Origin of the sequence: Peptoniphilus faecalis (assembly GCF_012976305.1) — a bacterium.
GTDB lineage: Bacteria > Bacillota > Clostridia > Tissierellales > Peptoniphilaceae > Peptoniphilus_A > Peptoniphilus_A faecalis.
This window is the reverse complement of sequence record NZ_JABDSR010000005.1, coordinates 42,696-55,866: the sequence shown is the minus strand read 5'-3', so window position 1 is coordinate 55,866 and position 13,171 is coordinate 42,696. Positions and strand designations below refer to the sequence as shown.

General features: G+C 34.4%; 19 protein-coding genes. 17 read left to right on the top strand and 2 right to left on the bottom strand.

Annotated features, from left to right (window positions below):
• Window positions 1-13: 13 nt before the first annotated feature.
• The 17 genes from rplR (at window position 14) to gloB (ending at window position 9,906) form a co-directional block, all read left to right on the top strand.
• Window positions 14-376, top strand: a complete 363-nt coding sequence (gene rplR, locus HKO22_RS04470; RefSeq protein ID WP_075660083.1) for a 50S ribosomal protein L18 — start codon at window positions 14-16, stop codon at window positions 374-376.
• Window positions 377-389: 13 nt separating this feature from the next.
• Entirely contained in the window at window positions 390-896 is a 507-nt protein-coding gene (rpsE, locus tag HKO22_RS04465; RefSeq protein WP_075660084.1) for a 30S ribosomal protein S5, read from the top strand.
• A 10-nt stretch (window positions 897-906) separates the two neighbouring features.
• Window positions 907-1,083, top strand: coding sequence for a 50S ribosomal protein L30 (gene rpmD / locus HKO22_RS04460; protein ID WP_075660085.1), 177 nt, complete (start codon window positions 907-909; stop codon window positions 1,081-1,083).
• Between the two features lie 13 nt (window positions 1,084-1,096).
• Window positions 1,097-1,546 carry a 50S ribosomal protein L15 gene (rplO, locus tag HKO22_RS04455; RefSeq protein WP_019107904.1) on the top strand — a complete coding sequence of 150 codons (450 nt, stop codon included), beginning with the start codon at window positions 1,097-1,099 and terminating at the stop codon, window positions 1,544-1,546.
• A complete protein-coding gene (gene secY, locus HKO22_RS04450; RefSeq protein WP_075660086.1) occupies window positions 1,546-2,826 on the top strand; it encodes a preprotein translocase subunit SecY in 1,281 nt (426 codons plus the stop codon). The genes rplO and secY overlap by 1 nt, the downstream gene beginning before the upstream one ends.
• Window positions 2,827-2,835: 9 nt before the next feature.
• Window positions 2,836-3,477, top strand: coding sequence for an adenylate kinase (locus HKO22_RS04445; RefSeq protein WP_075660087.1), 642 nt, complete (start codon window positions 2,836-2,838; stop codon window positions 3,475-3,477).
• 3 nt (window positions 3,478-3,480) lie between these two features.
• Window positions 3,481-3,735: a KOW domain-containing RNA-binding protein gene (locus tag HKO22_RS04440; RefSeq protein WP_075660088.1), complete on the top strand. Its 255-nt coding sequence runs from the start codon at window positions 3,481-3,483 to the stop codon at window positions 3,733-3,735.
• 18 nt (window positions 3,736-3,753) lie between these two features.
• Window positions 3,754-3,972 (top strand): translation initiation factor IF-1, encoded by a 219-nt coding sequence (infA, locus tag HKO22_RS04435; protein ID WP_005957367.1) that lies wholly within the window; start codon window positions 3,754-3,756, stop codon window positions 3,970-3,972.
• Between the two features lie 23 nt (window positions 3,973-3,995).
• Window positions 3,996-4,109: a 50S ribosomal protein L36 gene (gene rpmJ, locus HKO22_RS04430; RefSeq protein ID WP_010244353.1), complete on the top strand. Its 114-nt coding sequence runs from the start codon at window positions 3,996-3,998 to the stop codon at window positions 4,107-4,109.
• 11 nt (window positions 4,110-4,120) lie between these two features.
• Window positions 4,121-4,483: a 30S ribosomal protein S13 gene (gene rpsM, locus HKO22_RS04425; RefSeq protein WP_019107900.1), complete on the top strand. Its 363-nt coding sequence runs from the start codon at window positions 4,121-4,123 to the stop codon at window positions 4,481-4,483.
• 12 nt (window positions 4,484-4,495) lie between these two features.
• The gene (gene rpsK / locus HKO22_RS04420) at window positions 4,496-4,891 is read left to right on the top strand and encodes a 30S ribosomal protein S11 (RefSeq protein WP_019124973.1); all 396 of its coding nucleotides are present in this window, start codon (window positions 4,496-4,498) and stop codon (window positions 4,889-4,891) included.
• A 26-nt stretch (window positions 4,892-4,917) separates the two neighbouring features.
• A complete protein-coding gene (locus HKO22_RS04415) occupies window positions 4,918-5,865 on the top strand; it encodes a DNA-directed RNA polymerase subunit alpha (RefSeq protein WP_169968841.1) in 948 nt (315 codons plus the stop codon).
• 10 nt (window positions 5,866-5,875) lie between these two features.
• Window positions 5,876-6,217, top strand: coding sequence for a 50S ribosomal protein L17 (gene rplQ / locus HKO22_RS04410; protein ID WP_075660090.1), 342 nt, complete (start codon window positions 5,876-5,878; stop codon window positions 6,215-6,217).
• 43 nt (window positions 6,218-6,260) lie between these two features.
• The gene (locus HKO22_RS04405; RefSeq protein WP_169968839.1) at window positions 6,261-6,788 is read left to right on the top strand and encodes a methylated-DNA--[protein]-cysteine S-methyltransferase; all 528 of its coding nucleotides are present in this window, start codon (window positions 6,261-6,263) and stop codon (window positions 6,786-6,788) included.
• 150 nt (window positions 6,789-6,938) lie between these two features.
• Window positions 6,939-7,220 (top strand): co-chaperone GroES, encoded by a 282-nt coding sequence (locus tag HKO22_RS04400; RefSeq protein ID WP_075660092.1) that lies wholly within the window; start codon window positions 6,939-6,941, stop codon window positions 7,218-7,220.
• An 11-nt stretch (window positions 7,221-7,231) separates the two neighbouring features.
• Window positions 7,232-8,854, top strand: coding sequence for a chaperonin GroEL (gene groL, locus HKO22_RS04395; RefSeq protein WP_075660093.1), 1,623 nt, complete (start codon window positions 7,232-7,234; stop codon window positions 8,852-8,854).
• Between the two features lie 362 nt (window positions 8,855-9,216).
• A complete protein-coding gene (gloB, locus tag HKO22_RS04390; protein ID WP_169968836.1) occupies window positions 9,217-9,906 on the top strand; it encodes a hydroxyacylglutathione hydrolase in 690 nt (229 codons plus the stop codon).
• Window positions 9,907-9,969: 63 nt separating this feature from the next.
• On the opposite strand, the gene HKO22_RS04385 is transcribed toward gloB, so the two are convergent.
• Window positions 9,970-11,310, bottom strand: coding sequence for a sodium-dependent transporter (locus tag HKO22_RS04385; protein ID WP_169968834.1), 1,341 nt, complete (start codon window positions 11,308-11,310; stop codon window positions 9,970-9,972).
• Window positions 11,311-11,382: 72 nt separating this feature from the next.
• The gene (locus HKO22_RS04380) at window positions 11,383-13,026 is read right to left on the bottom strand and encodes a tryptophanase (protein ID WP_169968831.1); all 1,644 of its coding nucleotides are present in this window, start codon (window positions 13,024-13,026) and stop codon (window positions 11,383-11,385) included.
• Window positions 13,027-13,171: the final 145 nt, after the last annotated feature.

The window sequence follows — 13,171 nt, the reverse complement described above, 5'->3', positions numbered from 1 at the left end:
GAGGAGAATTTAAGTGTTAAAAAAGATTAATAAAAATGCAAATAGAATAAAAAGACACAAAAGACTTAGAAATCATATCTCCGGTACTTCTGCTAAACCAAGACTTTCAGTTTACAGATCATCTAAGCATATTTATGCTCAACTAATTGATGATGAAGCTGGCAATACTTTATTAAGTGCATCAACTCTTGATAAGGCATTGAATTTAGAAAACACTGGAAATATTGAAGCGGCAAAGGCTGTTGGTGCTTCTATTGCTGAGAAAGCAAAGGAAAAAGGCATCGAAGAAGTTGTCTTTGATAGAAGCGGTTATGTATATCATGGCAAAATCAAAGCACTTGCTGACGCAGCTAGAGAAGCTGGGCTAAAATTCTAAGAAGGAGGAAGTAATGGAGCGTTCATTAATAAATGCGGCAGAACTTGATCTTGAAGAAAGAGTTGTATCTATAAATAGAGTTGCCAAAGTAGTTAAGGGTGGTAGAAATTTTAGATTTTCTGCTCTTGTAGTAGTTGGCGACAAAAATGGACACGTTGGTGTAGGTACAGGTAAAGCTCTTGAAGTTCCTGAAGCTATAAGAAAAGCAACACAAGATGCTAGAAAGCATATTATAAAAGTAAACCTACTAAATACTTCTATTCCTCATCAAGTAACTGGAATTTATGGAGCAGGTAGAGTTTTCTTAAAACCAGCAAGAGAAGGTACAGGAGTTATCGCAGGCGGAGCTGTTCGTGCTGTATGTGAACTTGCAGGTATCACTGATATTCGTACTAAGAATATTGGTACAAATAATCCAAGAAATACAGTTAATGCAACAATTGAAGGATTAAAACAACTTAAAACTGTTGAATCTGTTGCAAGACTTAGAAATAAATCAGCGGATGAAATAATAGGATAGGAGGAAAATCATGAGTACAATTAAAATTAAACTTGTAAAAAGTCCTATCGGTAGAGTACCTAAACACAGAAAAACAATAAAAGCACTTGGTCTTAAAAAATTAAACCAAGTTGTTGAAAAAAATGATACACCTCAAATTAGAGGTATGTTGAAACAAGTCGATTATATGATCGAAATAGTAGAATAAGGAGGTGTACCTAATGAAGTTACATGACTTAAGACCTAATGAAGGCGGCGGAGTTAAAGCTAGAAAAAGAGTAGGTCGTGGAATAGGTTCCGGTACTGGAAAAACATCTGGCAAAGGTCACAAGGGACAAAATGCTAGAAGTGGCGGAGGAGTTAGACCTGGATTTGAAGGTGGACAAATGCCACTATTTAGACGTCTTCCTAAGAGAGGATTTACAAATATCTTTAAGAAGGAATATGCAGTTATTAACGTAGCAGATCTTAATGTATTTGAAGAAGGAACTGAAATCACTCCTGAATTCTTAATAGAAAATAAATTTATCAAAGCTGGAAAAGCTAAAGACGGAATTAGAATTTTGGGAGATGGTGAATTAAATGTTAAACTTACTGTAAAAGCTCAGCATTTCTCAAAATCTGCTAAAGAAAAAATTGAGGCTTGCGGAGGAAAGGCCGAGGTGATTTAATGCTATCTACTTTTAGAAATGCATGGAAAATTGAGTCAATTCGCAAGAAGATGCTTTTCACTTTATTCATGCTTCTATTATATAGACTTGGATCACATATTGCTGTTCCTTACATGAACTCACAAGTTATTTCACAACTTATGAGTGGAGCAGGTGGATCAATTTTCTCCTTCCTAGATTTAATGGCAGGAGGTAACTTTAGAAGGTTTACAATTTTTGCCGCTAATATATATCCCTATGTTACTGCGTCAATTATTCTTCAACTTTTGACAATTGCAATTCCTTCATTGGAATCTCTTGCAAAAGAGGGAGAAACTGGTAGAAAGGCTATTGCAAAGTATACTAGATATCTTTCTATCGCCATAGCTCTTGTACAAGCCATTGGTTATACTTTTGGTCTTTTCAGACAAGCTATAAACGCAACAAGTGCTATTGAATATGCAACAATTATCCTATCAATTGTAGCAGGTACTGCTATTCTAGTTTGGATAGGTGAACAAATAACTGAACATGGAATTGGAAATGGTATTTCAATTTTAATTTTTGCAGGTATCGTTTCAAGATTCCCAATTGATATAGCTCAATCAGTTGCTCTTGTAAGAGCAGGAAAATCTAGTCCAATCTTTTTAGTGCTATTCGTAATAATTGCAATTGCAATTGTTGTATTTGTAGTAACACTTACTGAAGGTGAAAGAAGAATTCCTGTACAATATGCAAAGAGAGTTGTAGGAAGAAAAATGTATGGCGGTCAAGCTACTCATATTCCTATTAAAGTTTTGATGACTGGTGTTATGCCAATTATCTTTGCCAACTCACTACTTGCTATTCCAGCAACTATTGCTATGTTCACTAGTGAATCAACTAGAAATTGGATTCAAAAATGGTTAACTCCTGCTGGAGGACCTGGAGCTGTGATTTATATAATATTTACTATAATTCTTATTGTATTCTTCACATTTTTCTACACGACAATCCAATTTAATACTGTTGAATACTCTAAAAACCTTCAAGCTAATGGTGGCTTTATTAGCGGAATTAGAGCAGGTAAACCGACAAGTGATTATTTAGGTAGAACTTTGAATAGATTGGTTATGCCAGGAGCAATTGCACTTTCTATACTTGCAGTTCTTCCAACTATACTAACACTTATTTCAGGATTACAATTTAATTATGGTGGTACTTCAATTATTATCGTAGTTGGTGTTGTGCTTGAAATTCACAGAGTATTAGAACAACAATTAATCATGAGAAATTATCGTGGTTTCTTAAAGAATAAATAGGAGGCATTTATGAAATTAGTTATATTGGGACCTCCAGGGGCCGGAAAGGGCACACAAGCTGAATATATTGTTGAAAGATACAATATTCCACACATTTCAACTGGAGATATCTTTAGAGAAAATATTAAGAACAACACAGAACTTGGTAAGGAAGCAAAATCTTATATGGATAAGGGACTTTTAGTTCCAGACGATCTTGTAATCGCACTTGTTGAAGATAGACTAAACAAGGAAGATGCTAAAAAGGGATTTCTACTAGATGGTTTTCCAAGAACCGTAGCTCAAGCTGTTAGTCTTGATTCTATTTTAGATAAAAATGATGAAAAGCTAAATAATGTTATTAATATTACAGTTGATCCTAAAATTTTAATAGAAAGAGCTGTTGGAAGACGAGTTTGTAAAACTTGTGGAATGACTTATCATGTTAAATTCAACCCTCCAAAGGAAGAAGGAATTTGTGATAAGGACGGTACTAAGCTTATTCAAAGAGATGACGATACTGAAGAAACTGTAAAGACTAGAATTTCAGTTTACTTTGATCAAACTGCACCTCTTATTGATTACTACAGAGCGCAAAATCTTCTCGTAGATATCGACGGGGCTAAGGACATTGACAAAGTATTTGAAGATATAGTTAATGGTCTTGAATAGTTCATGGATAATACATTTAGTCTTTTAAGGGGACAAGTTGTAAGATCCAAAAAAGGTAGAGATGAGGGAAGAGTTTTTGTAATCACTGAGATTATAGATGATGATTTTCTCTTTATCGTAGATGGAAAGCTAAGAAAGCTAGATCGACCAAAGAAAAAAAAGGTAAAACATCTTTATATATATAAGGATGTCATTGATCTTAATGTTAAAGATTTAAATGACAGTTATATTAGAAAGAAACTATTACCTTATAGCTAAAGGAGGATCCTTAATAATATGGCTAAAGAAGATGTAATTGAAGTTGAAGGCGTTGTTGTAGACGCTCTTCCAAATACTCATTTCAAGGTTGAACTTGAAAACGGACATATCATACTTGCTCATATTTCAGGTAAATTGAGAATGAATTATATTAGAATTCTTCCTGGTGATAAGGTGACAGTTGAGCTTTCACCTTATGATCTTACAAGAGGAAGAATAACTTGGAGAAAGAAATAATCCTAGAGTTAGGAGGCATTTAAATGAAAGTAAGACCATCTGTAAAAAAGATGTGCGAAAAGTGCAAAATAATTAAGAGAAACGGAAAAGTAATGGTAATTTGCGAAAATCCGAAACATAAACAAAGACAGGGATAAGGGAGGTAATTATGGCTAGAATTTCCGGTGTAGATTTACCTAGAGAAAAGAGAGTTGAAATCGGACTCACTTATATTTATGGTATTGGAAAACCTAGATCTCAAGCAATTTTAACTGCTGCTGGCGTTGATTTTGATACAAGAGTTAAAGACTTGACAGAAGCTGAACTTGCTAAAATTAGAGAAGAAATAGATAAATACCACGTAGAAGGTGATTTGCGTCGTGATGTTGCAATGAGCATCAAAAGACTTCGCGAAATCAACTGTTATCGTGGAAGAAGGCATAAAATGGGTCTTCCTGTAAGAGGACAAAAAACTAAGACTAATGCTAGGACAAGAAAAGGTCCTAAGAAACTTGTTAGTAAAAGTAAGTAAGGGGGGACTATAATGGCTAAAAAACAAAAAGTTACACGTTCTAGAAGACGTGTTCGTAAAAATATTGAAAAGGGAGAAGCTCACATAGCTTCAACATTTAATAACACTATGGTTACTCTTACTGATATTAACGGTAATGTTATTTCTTGGGCAAGTGCTGGACAACTTGGATTTAGAGGTTCAAGAAAGTCAACTCCTTTTGCAGCACAAGAAGCAGCACAAGAAGCAGCTGAAAAAGCTAAAGAGCATGGATTAAAGAGCGTTGATGTATATGTAAAGGGTCCAGGTTCAGGAAGAGAAGCTGCTATTAGATCTCTTCAAGCATCAGGTCTTGAAGTAACTATGATTAAAGACGTTACTCCAATTCCTCATAATGGATGTAGACCACCAAAACGTAGAAGAGTCTAAACTATTTATCGAGAAGGAGGGTACCCATGATTGAAATTGAAAAACCTAGAATTAGTATTGAAGAATTAGATGAGTCAGGTTTATATGGCAAATTCGTCGTTGAACCTCTAGAAGCTGGATTTGGTATCACTATTGGAAATTCCTTAAGAAGAGTGTTACTTTCCTCTCTACCAGGCGCAGCAGTTTCTTTTATAAATATACGCGGCGTTGAACATGAATTTGATACAATTCCAGGTGTATTGGAAGATGTACCTGAAATAGTTTTAAATATTAAATCTATAGTTTTAAAGATGACTGAAGATGAACCTGTAAAACTTGTTATAGAAAAAAAGGGAAAGGGAGAAATTAAAGCCTCTGACATTGAACTTCAACCTCAGGTAACTATTATTAATCCAGATCAACATATAGCTACGCTAAATGAAGATGCTGATTTTTATCTTGAAATGATGGTTGAAAGGGGAAGAGGCTATGAACCTTCTGAGCTTAAAAAGGACGAAATAACTGAAATTGGAATTATTCCAATGGATTCTAATTTCACTCCTGTGGAAAAAGTAAACTGGAAAGTTGAAAACACTAGAGTTGGACAAAGAACTGATTATGATAGATTAATCCTTGAAGTTACAACAGATGGCTCAATGAAAGCTGACGAAGCTACGTCCCTTGCAGCAAAAATCTTGACAGAACATCTTGAACTCTTCATTGGCCTAAAAGAACATGTCAGTGAAATAAATTTGATGGTTGAAAAAGAAGAGGATCAAAAAGAAAAAGTTCTCGAAATGACAGTTGAAGAATTGGATTTATCTGTTAGATCCTTTAACTGTTTAAAGAGAGCTGGAATAAACAGCGTTGAGGAATTGACTAATAGAACTGAAAGTGAAATGATGAAAGTTAGAAATCTTGGTAGAAAATCTCTACTAGAAGTAACTGAAAAGCTTGAAGAATTAGGACTGAGCCTCAAACCTGAAGAAGAATAAGGAGGACATTATGGCAAAAAACAGAAAACTTGGCCGTAATTCAAGTCATAGACGTGCAATGCTTAGAAACCTTGTTACTTCTCTTTTAAGGGAAGGTAGAATTAAAACTACTCACACTAGAGCGAAAGAAGTTCAAAGAATTGCAGATCGAATGATTACACTTGGAAAAAGAGGCGACCTTCACGCAAGAAGACAAGCTTTAGCATATATTTATTCAGAAGATGTTGTTACAAAATTATTTGAAGAATATTCTGAAAAATATGCAGATAGAAATGGTGGATACACTAGAGTATTGAAGATGGGTCCAAGACGTGGAGACGGTGCAGAAATTTCAATTATAGAATTAGTATAAGGAAATCCAATGGGATTTCCTTTTTTATATTTTTGGAGGGCTTATGTTTTATAAAAAAATTTACAACTCGCCATTAGGGAAAATTTATTTAATCTTTGATGAAGAATTTTTACTTGGACTATATTTTGAAAATCAAAAATATTTTGGAGAAGTTATAAAAGGTGAAGAGGTAGAAGATTTTAACTTAAAAAAGTTAGAAATTATCAATAAAAATGTAGAAACTACAGAAAAGTGGCTTGATATTTACTTTAGTGGTGAAGAGCCAAAATTTATGCCTTGCATAAAACTTATTGGAACAGAATTTAGAAGAGATGTGTGGAAAACTTTATTAGAGATACCCTATGGAGAAACTATTACATATAAAACTATCTCAGAAAAATTAATAGAGATGGGAAAGTATAAAAAAATGTCGGCACAAGGGGTAGGTGGTGCAGTTGGGCATAACCCGATATCAATAATAGTACCTTGTCATAGAGTGATTGGAGTCGATGGAAGTCTTAAAGGCTATGCAGGAGGAATTGCGAAAAAAAAGAAATTACTTCAAAACGAGGGTTTCAAGTTTAAAAAATAAATGTAGAAGTAAAACAAAAGCTTTGCTATAAAAAAGTGAAGCTTTTATTTTTTATTTTGCACTCAACCCTTGAAAAATTTTTGCCAATGTATTAATATATATATTAGCAGAAGGCGTTGCCGAGTGCTAATAAAAAGGAGGTAAATATATATGAAACTTAGACCACTTGACGATAAGATCGTCATCAAGAAAATTGAAAAAGAAGAAACAACTGCTTCAGGCATAGTACTTCCTTCTTCAGCTAAAGAGGAATCAAATATAGCAGAGGTTATTGCAATAGGAAATAAACTAGATACAGATGAAGATATGAAGGGACTTGTCAAAGTAGGAGATAAAGTTATTTTTTCAAAATATGCAGGAAATGATATTGAACTTGATAAGGAAAAATACACAATAATAAAATTCCAAGACATCTTGGCAGTTATTGAATAAGGAGTGATAAAATGGCAAAGGAAATTAAATTTTCAGAGGAAGCTAGAAAGGGCTTAATTAAAGGAATAAATACTCTTGCAGATACGGTTAAAGTAACACTTGGACCTAAGGGTAGAAATGTAATTTTAGACAAAGAATATGGCACACCACTAATTACAAATGATGGTGTAACTATTGCAAGAGAAATTGAATGTGAAGATAAATTTGAAAATATGGGTGCACAACTTTTAAAGGAAGTTGCTACAAAGACTAATGACGTTGCTGGAGATGGAACTACTACAGCTACTCTTCTTGCTCAAGCAATTATTAGAGAAGGAATGAGAAATATTGCAGCAGGCGCAAATCCAATGGTTTTACAAAAGGGAATTGATAAGGCGGTAGAAAGTACTGTTGAGGAAATCAAAAACTTTTCAACGGAAGTTTCTTCAAAGGAATCTATTGAACAAGTTGCTTCAATTTCAGCTGCAAATGAACAAGTTGGCAAGCTTATTTCTGAAGCAATGGAAAAAGTTGGCAATGATGGTGTAATCACTGTTGAAGAATCTAAATCAATGGGCACAAGCCTTGATGTAGTTGAAGGAATGCAATTTGATAGAGGATATCTTTCACCATATATGGTAACTGACTCTGACAAAATGGTTGCAGAATTAGAAGATCCATATATTTTAATTACGGACAAAAAAATTTCAAATATTCAAGAAATTTTACCACTACTTGAACAAGTATTGCAAGCATCTAAACCACTTTTAATTATTGCAGATGACATCGAAGGTGAAGCACTTGCAACTTTAGTTGTAAACTCCCTAAGAGGAACTCTAAATGTTGTTGGAGTAAAGGCTCCAGGCTATGGAGACAGAAGAAAGGATATGCTACAAGACATTGCAATTTTAACAGGTGGACAAGTTGTATCCTCTGATTTAGGTCAAGATCTTAAAGATGCAACAATTGATATGCTTGGCTCTGCGTCAAAGGTTAGAGTTGAAAAAGAACTTACAGTAATAGTAAATGGAGCAGGCGAAAAATCTGAACTTGAAAATAGAATTAACCACATTAAAAACCAAATTGAAGATTCAGATTCAGAATTTGATAAGGAAAAATTACAAGAAAGACTTGCAAAACTTTCTGGCGGAGTTGCAGTAATCCAAGTAGGAGCAGCAACAGAAGTTGAATTAAAAGAAAGAAAATTAAGAATTGAGGATGCTCTTGCAGCAACAAGAGCAGCAGTTGAAGAAGGTATAGTAGCTGGTGGTGGTACAGTATTAATCGATTCAATTGAAGCAGTTGCAAAAGCAGTTGATGAGTTAGAGGGCGACGAAAAAACTGGTGCAAATATCATCTTGAAAGCATTGGAAGAACCACTAAGACAAATAGCAGAAAATGCAGGATTAGAAGGCTCAGTAATAGTAGAACATGTAAAGAAAAAAGAAAAGGGCATAGGTTTCGATGCATATAAATCAGAATATGTAGACATGAAAAAAGCTGGAATAGTAGACCCAACTAAAGTAACAAGATCAGCACTACAAAATGCAGCAAGCGTAGCATCAATGATTTTAACAACAGAAGCAGCAGTAGCAAATATAAAAGAAGAAAAACCTGCAATGCCAGCAATGAATCAAGGAATGGGAATGATGTGATAATCAGAAAAGCCGAGATAAGTCTCGGTTTTCTGACTTTAACAGCAATGCGACTGAAAGAAAACATGAACTTATGAAAAATCTTATCCATGTAATATAGAAAATGCGAAGGAATAATTAGCATTTTCAGGCAAGTAGGATTTATTAAAACAGCCTCAAAAAAAGCAGTCTTGAGATAGGCTGTTTTTTTATTTTATCCAGCAAAGGAGCTTAAAGTAAGAGTTTATAAAAATTTTATCTAAAGATAAGACAGTAAGACTTAAAGGAGTATTGCTGAGGAAGTTATACCTTAAAAAACTTTAAAATTAACACATCTTTGTTTAAATAGAGGCAGTTAGAGTAATTATATAGTGAGGTGTTTTATGAATATTAATTATATCAAGGCTTTTGAAGACAATTATATTTGGACAATTGAAAGGGAGGACAAAATCATCGTAGTGGATCCCGGAGATTCAGTTCCTGTTCTTAATTATTTAAAAAACAAAAAATTAGTTGCCATCCTTCTTACTCACAAGCACATGGATCATGTGGGAGGAGTTCAAGAACTTAAAAATAAATGCGGTGCAAAGGTCTATGGACCAGTTGAAACTAAAGAGTACAACGATGTTACTGTAAAAGAGGATGATGAATTTGAAGTCTTAGATGAAATTTTTAAAGTTATTTTAACTGCTGGCCATACAGAAGGACATATTTCCTATCTAATGGGAGATAATTTATTTTGTGGCGACGCACTTTTTCTTGCTGGATGTGGCAGAGTTTTCACAAAGGATTATAAAAAATCCTATGAGGGTCTTTTAAAATTAAAAAGTTTAGATGATGATACAAAAGTTTATCCTGCACACGAATATTCCCTTTCTAATTTAGAATTTGCAAAATCTGTGATTTCTAATGAGGATTTAGACAGAGAGTATGAGAGAGTAAAAAAATTAAGAGAAGAAAATAAAATCACCCTTCCTTCAACAATTGGCAAGGAGAAAAAAATAAATCCCTTTTTACTTGCAAGAGATTTAGAGGATTTTATAATTTTTAGAAACAAAAAGGATAATTTTTAAGAGTAAAAAATAAAAGTGTTGGCAAAAGAAAAGCCAACACTTTTTAAATGTAAAAATCAAATATCAACCAATTCCGCCAAGAATTGCTCCTGCTATTAGGGCAATTATTGCTGCAGTAACATATACATATTTAGCAAGTGGATAGTACCATCCACCGATTTCTTTTTTGGCTCCTTGGTTAACTGCGGACAGTGCATAATCCTTTCCTGCAACCCATAGGAACATTATTCCTGCAAGAGATGCTCCTAGTGGGCAGATGTAAATTGAAACTACGTCCATCCAACCACCTACTATTGCTTGGATAAAGATGGCAACTAGGCAACCAATTATATGAATAGTTGTAGTTGCAATTACTCTTGAGAAATTAAATTTTTCTTCCAAGTAAGCAACAGGTGTTTCATAAAGATTTATTATTGAGCTTAATCCTGCAAAAAGTACGCAAATATAGAAAACAATTCCAACGATTTTTCCAACAGCCATTCCGTTAAATACATTTACTAAATAAATAAACATAAGTCCAGGACCACCAGTGTCAAGGGGTGCATTTGCTGTTGCCATTGCTGGTATAATTACAAAAGCTGCCAATAATGCTGCAATAGTGTCAAATATTGCGACATTTCTTGCAGATGATGGTATACTTTCGTTCTTGGGGAGGTAGGACCCGTAAATTACAGTGCCACTTCCTGCAACTGATAATGAGAAAAAGGCTTGTCCAAAGGCATAGATCCAAACCTTTGGATCTTTTAATCCTTCAGGGTTTACTGTGAAGATGTATTTGTATCCATTTGAAGCTCCATCAAGTTTAAAAATATAAATTGCAAGTCCAACAAATAAAATAAATAATGTGGGCATCATAAATTTATTTGCTTTTTCGATTCCTCCAGATACTCCCATTGCCATAATTGCGAAACTTGCGATAATTGCTATTACAACCCAAATGTTCGCACCAAAGGTAGAGGCAGTTTGTCCAAAAGTTCCACCAATTACGTCCATATCTTGACCCATTGCATAAAGTCCGCCTGTTAGTGAAAGGAAAGTGTATTTAAAAATCCAAGCCATTACACAAGTGTAACCTATTGCAAGTGCAAGAGAACCAACTACAGGTATAAGCCCAATAGTTTCTCCAATTTTTTTGTTTTTCCATCTAAGTTCTGTACATTTGCCAAAAGCACCCACTGGACCAGCTTCAGCTGACCTTCCAAGAGCCATTTCAGAAATTACTCCAGTAGATCCTATAAGCACAACAAATATTATGTAAGGAATTAAAAAAGTCATGCCACCATAGGCTGAAACCATTATAGGAAATCTCCAGATATTGCCCATACCAACTGCAGAGCCTATACAAGCAAGTATAAAGCCCCATTTACTTTTAAAACCATCGCGAGTTTTTAAGTTGTTATCCATAATTATTCTCCTTGAATAGGGTAATACCCCTTTTTGAAAGGGGTATTTAATATTAAATTTTAATTAAGTTCATTATTTTTCATCTTCAGAAGGTTCATAAGTTTCTAGGAATGCGTGGAAGTGACGCATTGGAAGGTTTTTACCCTTTACTATTCTAATATTAGGAATAGTAGCACGATCTTCATAAAGAGCTTTTACAGCTGCAATTACATAATCTAGGTGTTCCTTAGAAAGTTGACTTCTGTTTATGGCAAAACGAACTACATTAGCGACTTCAGCTTGTTGTTCTGGAGTTTTTAGATCGTATTCCATAGAATAATTTCCAAGTTCAGCTGTTCTTATTCCATATCTTCTGATTAATTCAACAGAGAAGCCTTGACCAGCAAAAGTTTCGGGTGCTCGCTTATTGTCGAAAAATTCATCCATATTTATATATACTCCATGTCCACCAGCAGGTAGTACAACGCCCTTCACTCCAGCTTTATAGAATCCTTGTGCAAGATATTCACATTGTTTTACACGAGCATCAAGGTAATCGAACTTGGCAGCTTCATAAAGTCCAGCAGCAAGTGCCATAATATCTCTACCGCTCATTCCGCCATAGGAGTCGTTTCCGTATGAAGAAATTTGTTTAACCTTTAATAAAATACCAACGTCAGTTTTTATTGAGCCATCTTCGTTAAAGTCAGAGAATTTTTTCCAGAACAAGCCTTTGTCTCTAAAGGCAAGCACGCCACCCATGTTTGCGTGTCCATCTTTTTTTAGGGATGCAGTAAATCCATCACAATAAGAAAACATTTCCTTTGCGATTTCTGGGATTGATTTGTCAGCGTATCCATCTTCATTTACTTTAATGAAGTAAGCATTTTCTGCCCATCTAGCGGCATCAAACATATATGGAATTTCATATTTGTGTGCTATTCTAGAACATTCCCTAATATTTGCCATGGAAACGGGTTGACCGCATACAGTATTATTAGTAATAGTCGTATAAATTAGAGGAACATTTTCAGGTCCTAATTTTTCAATTAATTCTTCTAATTTTTCTGTATCCATATTGCCCTTAAAGGGATTTTTTTCGTAGTGGCCATTTTCAGGAACTTCCCACAAAAGTTTTTTGTTATATAAGTTTCTTGGTATAGAACCCATTTGTTTAATATTTCCTTCAGTTGTGTCAAAGTGACCATTTGAAGGAATTGTGTAAGTCTTTCCCGGCTCTCTTTCATTTAAAATTTTTTTAACTAATTCAAATAAAACAGATTCAGCTGCACGACCTTGTTGGATGATAAAAGTATTAGGTCTTTCCATTTGTGCAGATCCACCGTTAAATAATCCACCTTCATACTCGCAAAGATATACTTCGTTCATCATTTTTTCTACATCAGTACAATCAGTTCTTACAAGGTCAATAATTCTTTTTTGGTTGTCGCCTCTTTCAAAAACGTCTCTAAATGCATCTAAAAGAACATAGTAGCCCTTGTTTCTTCCATAAGATTCATCGCCTAAAAACATTGCAGACCATTGAACATCTGTCATAGCAGTAGTTCCTGAATCTGACAACATATCGATAGTTAACATTCCTGCAGGAAAAGCAAATTCATTGTAGTGAGTAGCTTTAAGAGCTCTTTCTCTTTGCTCAACTGTTACATTTGGCAAGTTTTTAGTAACATAAGTATAGGAATGTGGTGTAGGTACGTCTAATTGATACTCTTTCATAAAATAAAACCTCCATATAAATAATAAATGATAAATTTACAGAGGAACCCCGGTCATCGACTAAAAAGTCAACTAGCGGACAGTATCCAAATTGAGAACCCCGGTTATCAAAAAGTTGATTGTAAATTAGTAAAATACTAATAAT

Coding starts and splice junctions, on each gene's coding strand:
- rpsE (WP_075660084.1), top strand. CDS start 390: ATGGAGCGTTCATTAATAAATGCGGCAGAACTTGATCTTGAAGAAAGA.
- rpmD (WP_075660085.1), top strand. CDS start 907: ATGAGTACAATTAAAATTAAACTTGTAAAAAGTCCTATCGGTAGAGTA.
- rplO (WP_019107904.1), top strand. CDS start 1,097: ATGAAGTTACATGACTTAAGACCTAATGAAGGCGGCGGAGTTAAAGCT.
- secY (WP_075660086.1), top strand. CDS start 1,546: ATGCTATCTACTTTTAGAAATGCATGGAAAATTGAGTCAATTCGCAAG.
- HKO22_RS04445 (WP_075660087.1), top strand. CDS start 2,836: ATGAAATTAGTTATATTGGGACCTCCAGGGGCCGGAAAGGGCACACAA.
- HKO22_RS04440 (WP_075660088.1), top strand. CDS start 3,481: ATGGATAATACATTTAGTCTTTTAAGGGGACAAGTTGTAAGATCCAAA.
- infA (WP_005957367.1), top strand. CDS start 3,754: ATGGCTAAAGAAGATGTAATTGAAGTTGAAGGCGTTGTTGTAGACGCT.
- rpmJ (WP_010244353.1), top strand. CDS start 3,996: ATGAAAGTAAGACCATCTGTAAAAAAGATGTGCGAAAAGTGCAAAATA.
- rpsM (WP_019107900.1), top strand. CDS start 4,121: ATGGCTAGAATTTCCGGTGTAGATTTACCTAGAGAAAAGAGAGTTGAA.
- rpsK (WP_019124973.1), top strand. CDS start 4,496: ATGGCTAAAAAACAAAAAGTTACACGTTCTAGAAGACGTGTTCGTAAA.
- HKO22_RS04415 (WP_169968841.1), top strand. CDS start 4,918: ATGATTGAAATTGAAAAACCTAGAATTAGTATTGAAGAATTAGATGAG.
- rplQ (WP_075660090.1), top strand. CDS start 5,876: ATGGCAAAAAACAGAAAACTTGGCCGTAATTCAAGTCATAGACGTGCA.
- HKO22_RS04405 (WP_169968839.1), top strand. CDS start 6,261: ATGTTTTATAAAAAAATTTACAACTCGCCATTAGGGAAAATTTATTTA.
- HKO22_RS04400 (WP_075660092.1), top strand. CDS start 6,939: ATGAAACTTAGACCACTTGACGATAAGATCGTCATCAAGAAAATTGAA.
- groL (WP_075660093.1), top strand. CDS start 7,232: ATGGCAAAGGAAATTAAATTTTCAGAGGAAGCTAGAAAGGGCTTAATT.
- gloB (WP_169968836.1), top strand. CDS start 9,217: ATGAATATTAATTATATCAAGGCTTTTGAAGACAATTATATTTGGACA.
- HKO22_RS04385 (WP_169968834.1), bottom strand. CDS start 11,310: ATGGATAACAACTTAAAAACTCGCGATGGTTTTAAAAGTAAATGGGGC.
- HKO22_RS04380 (WP_169968831.1), bottom strand. CDS start 13,026: ATGAAAGAGTATCAATTAGACGTACCTACACCACATTCCTATACTTAT.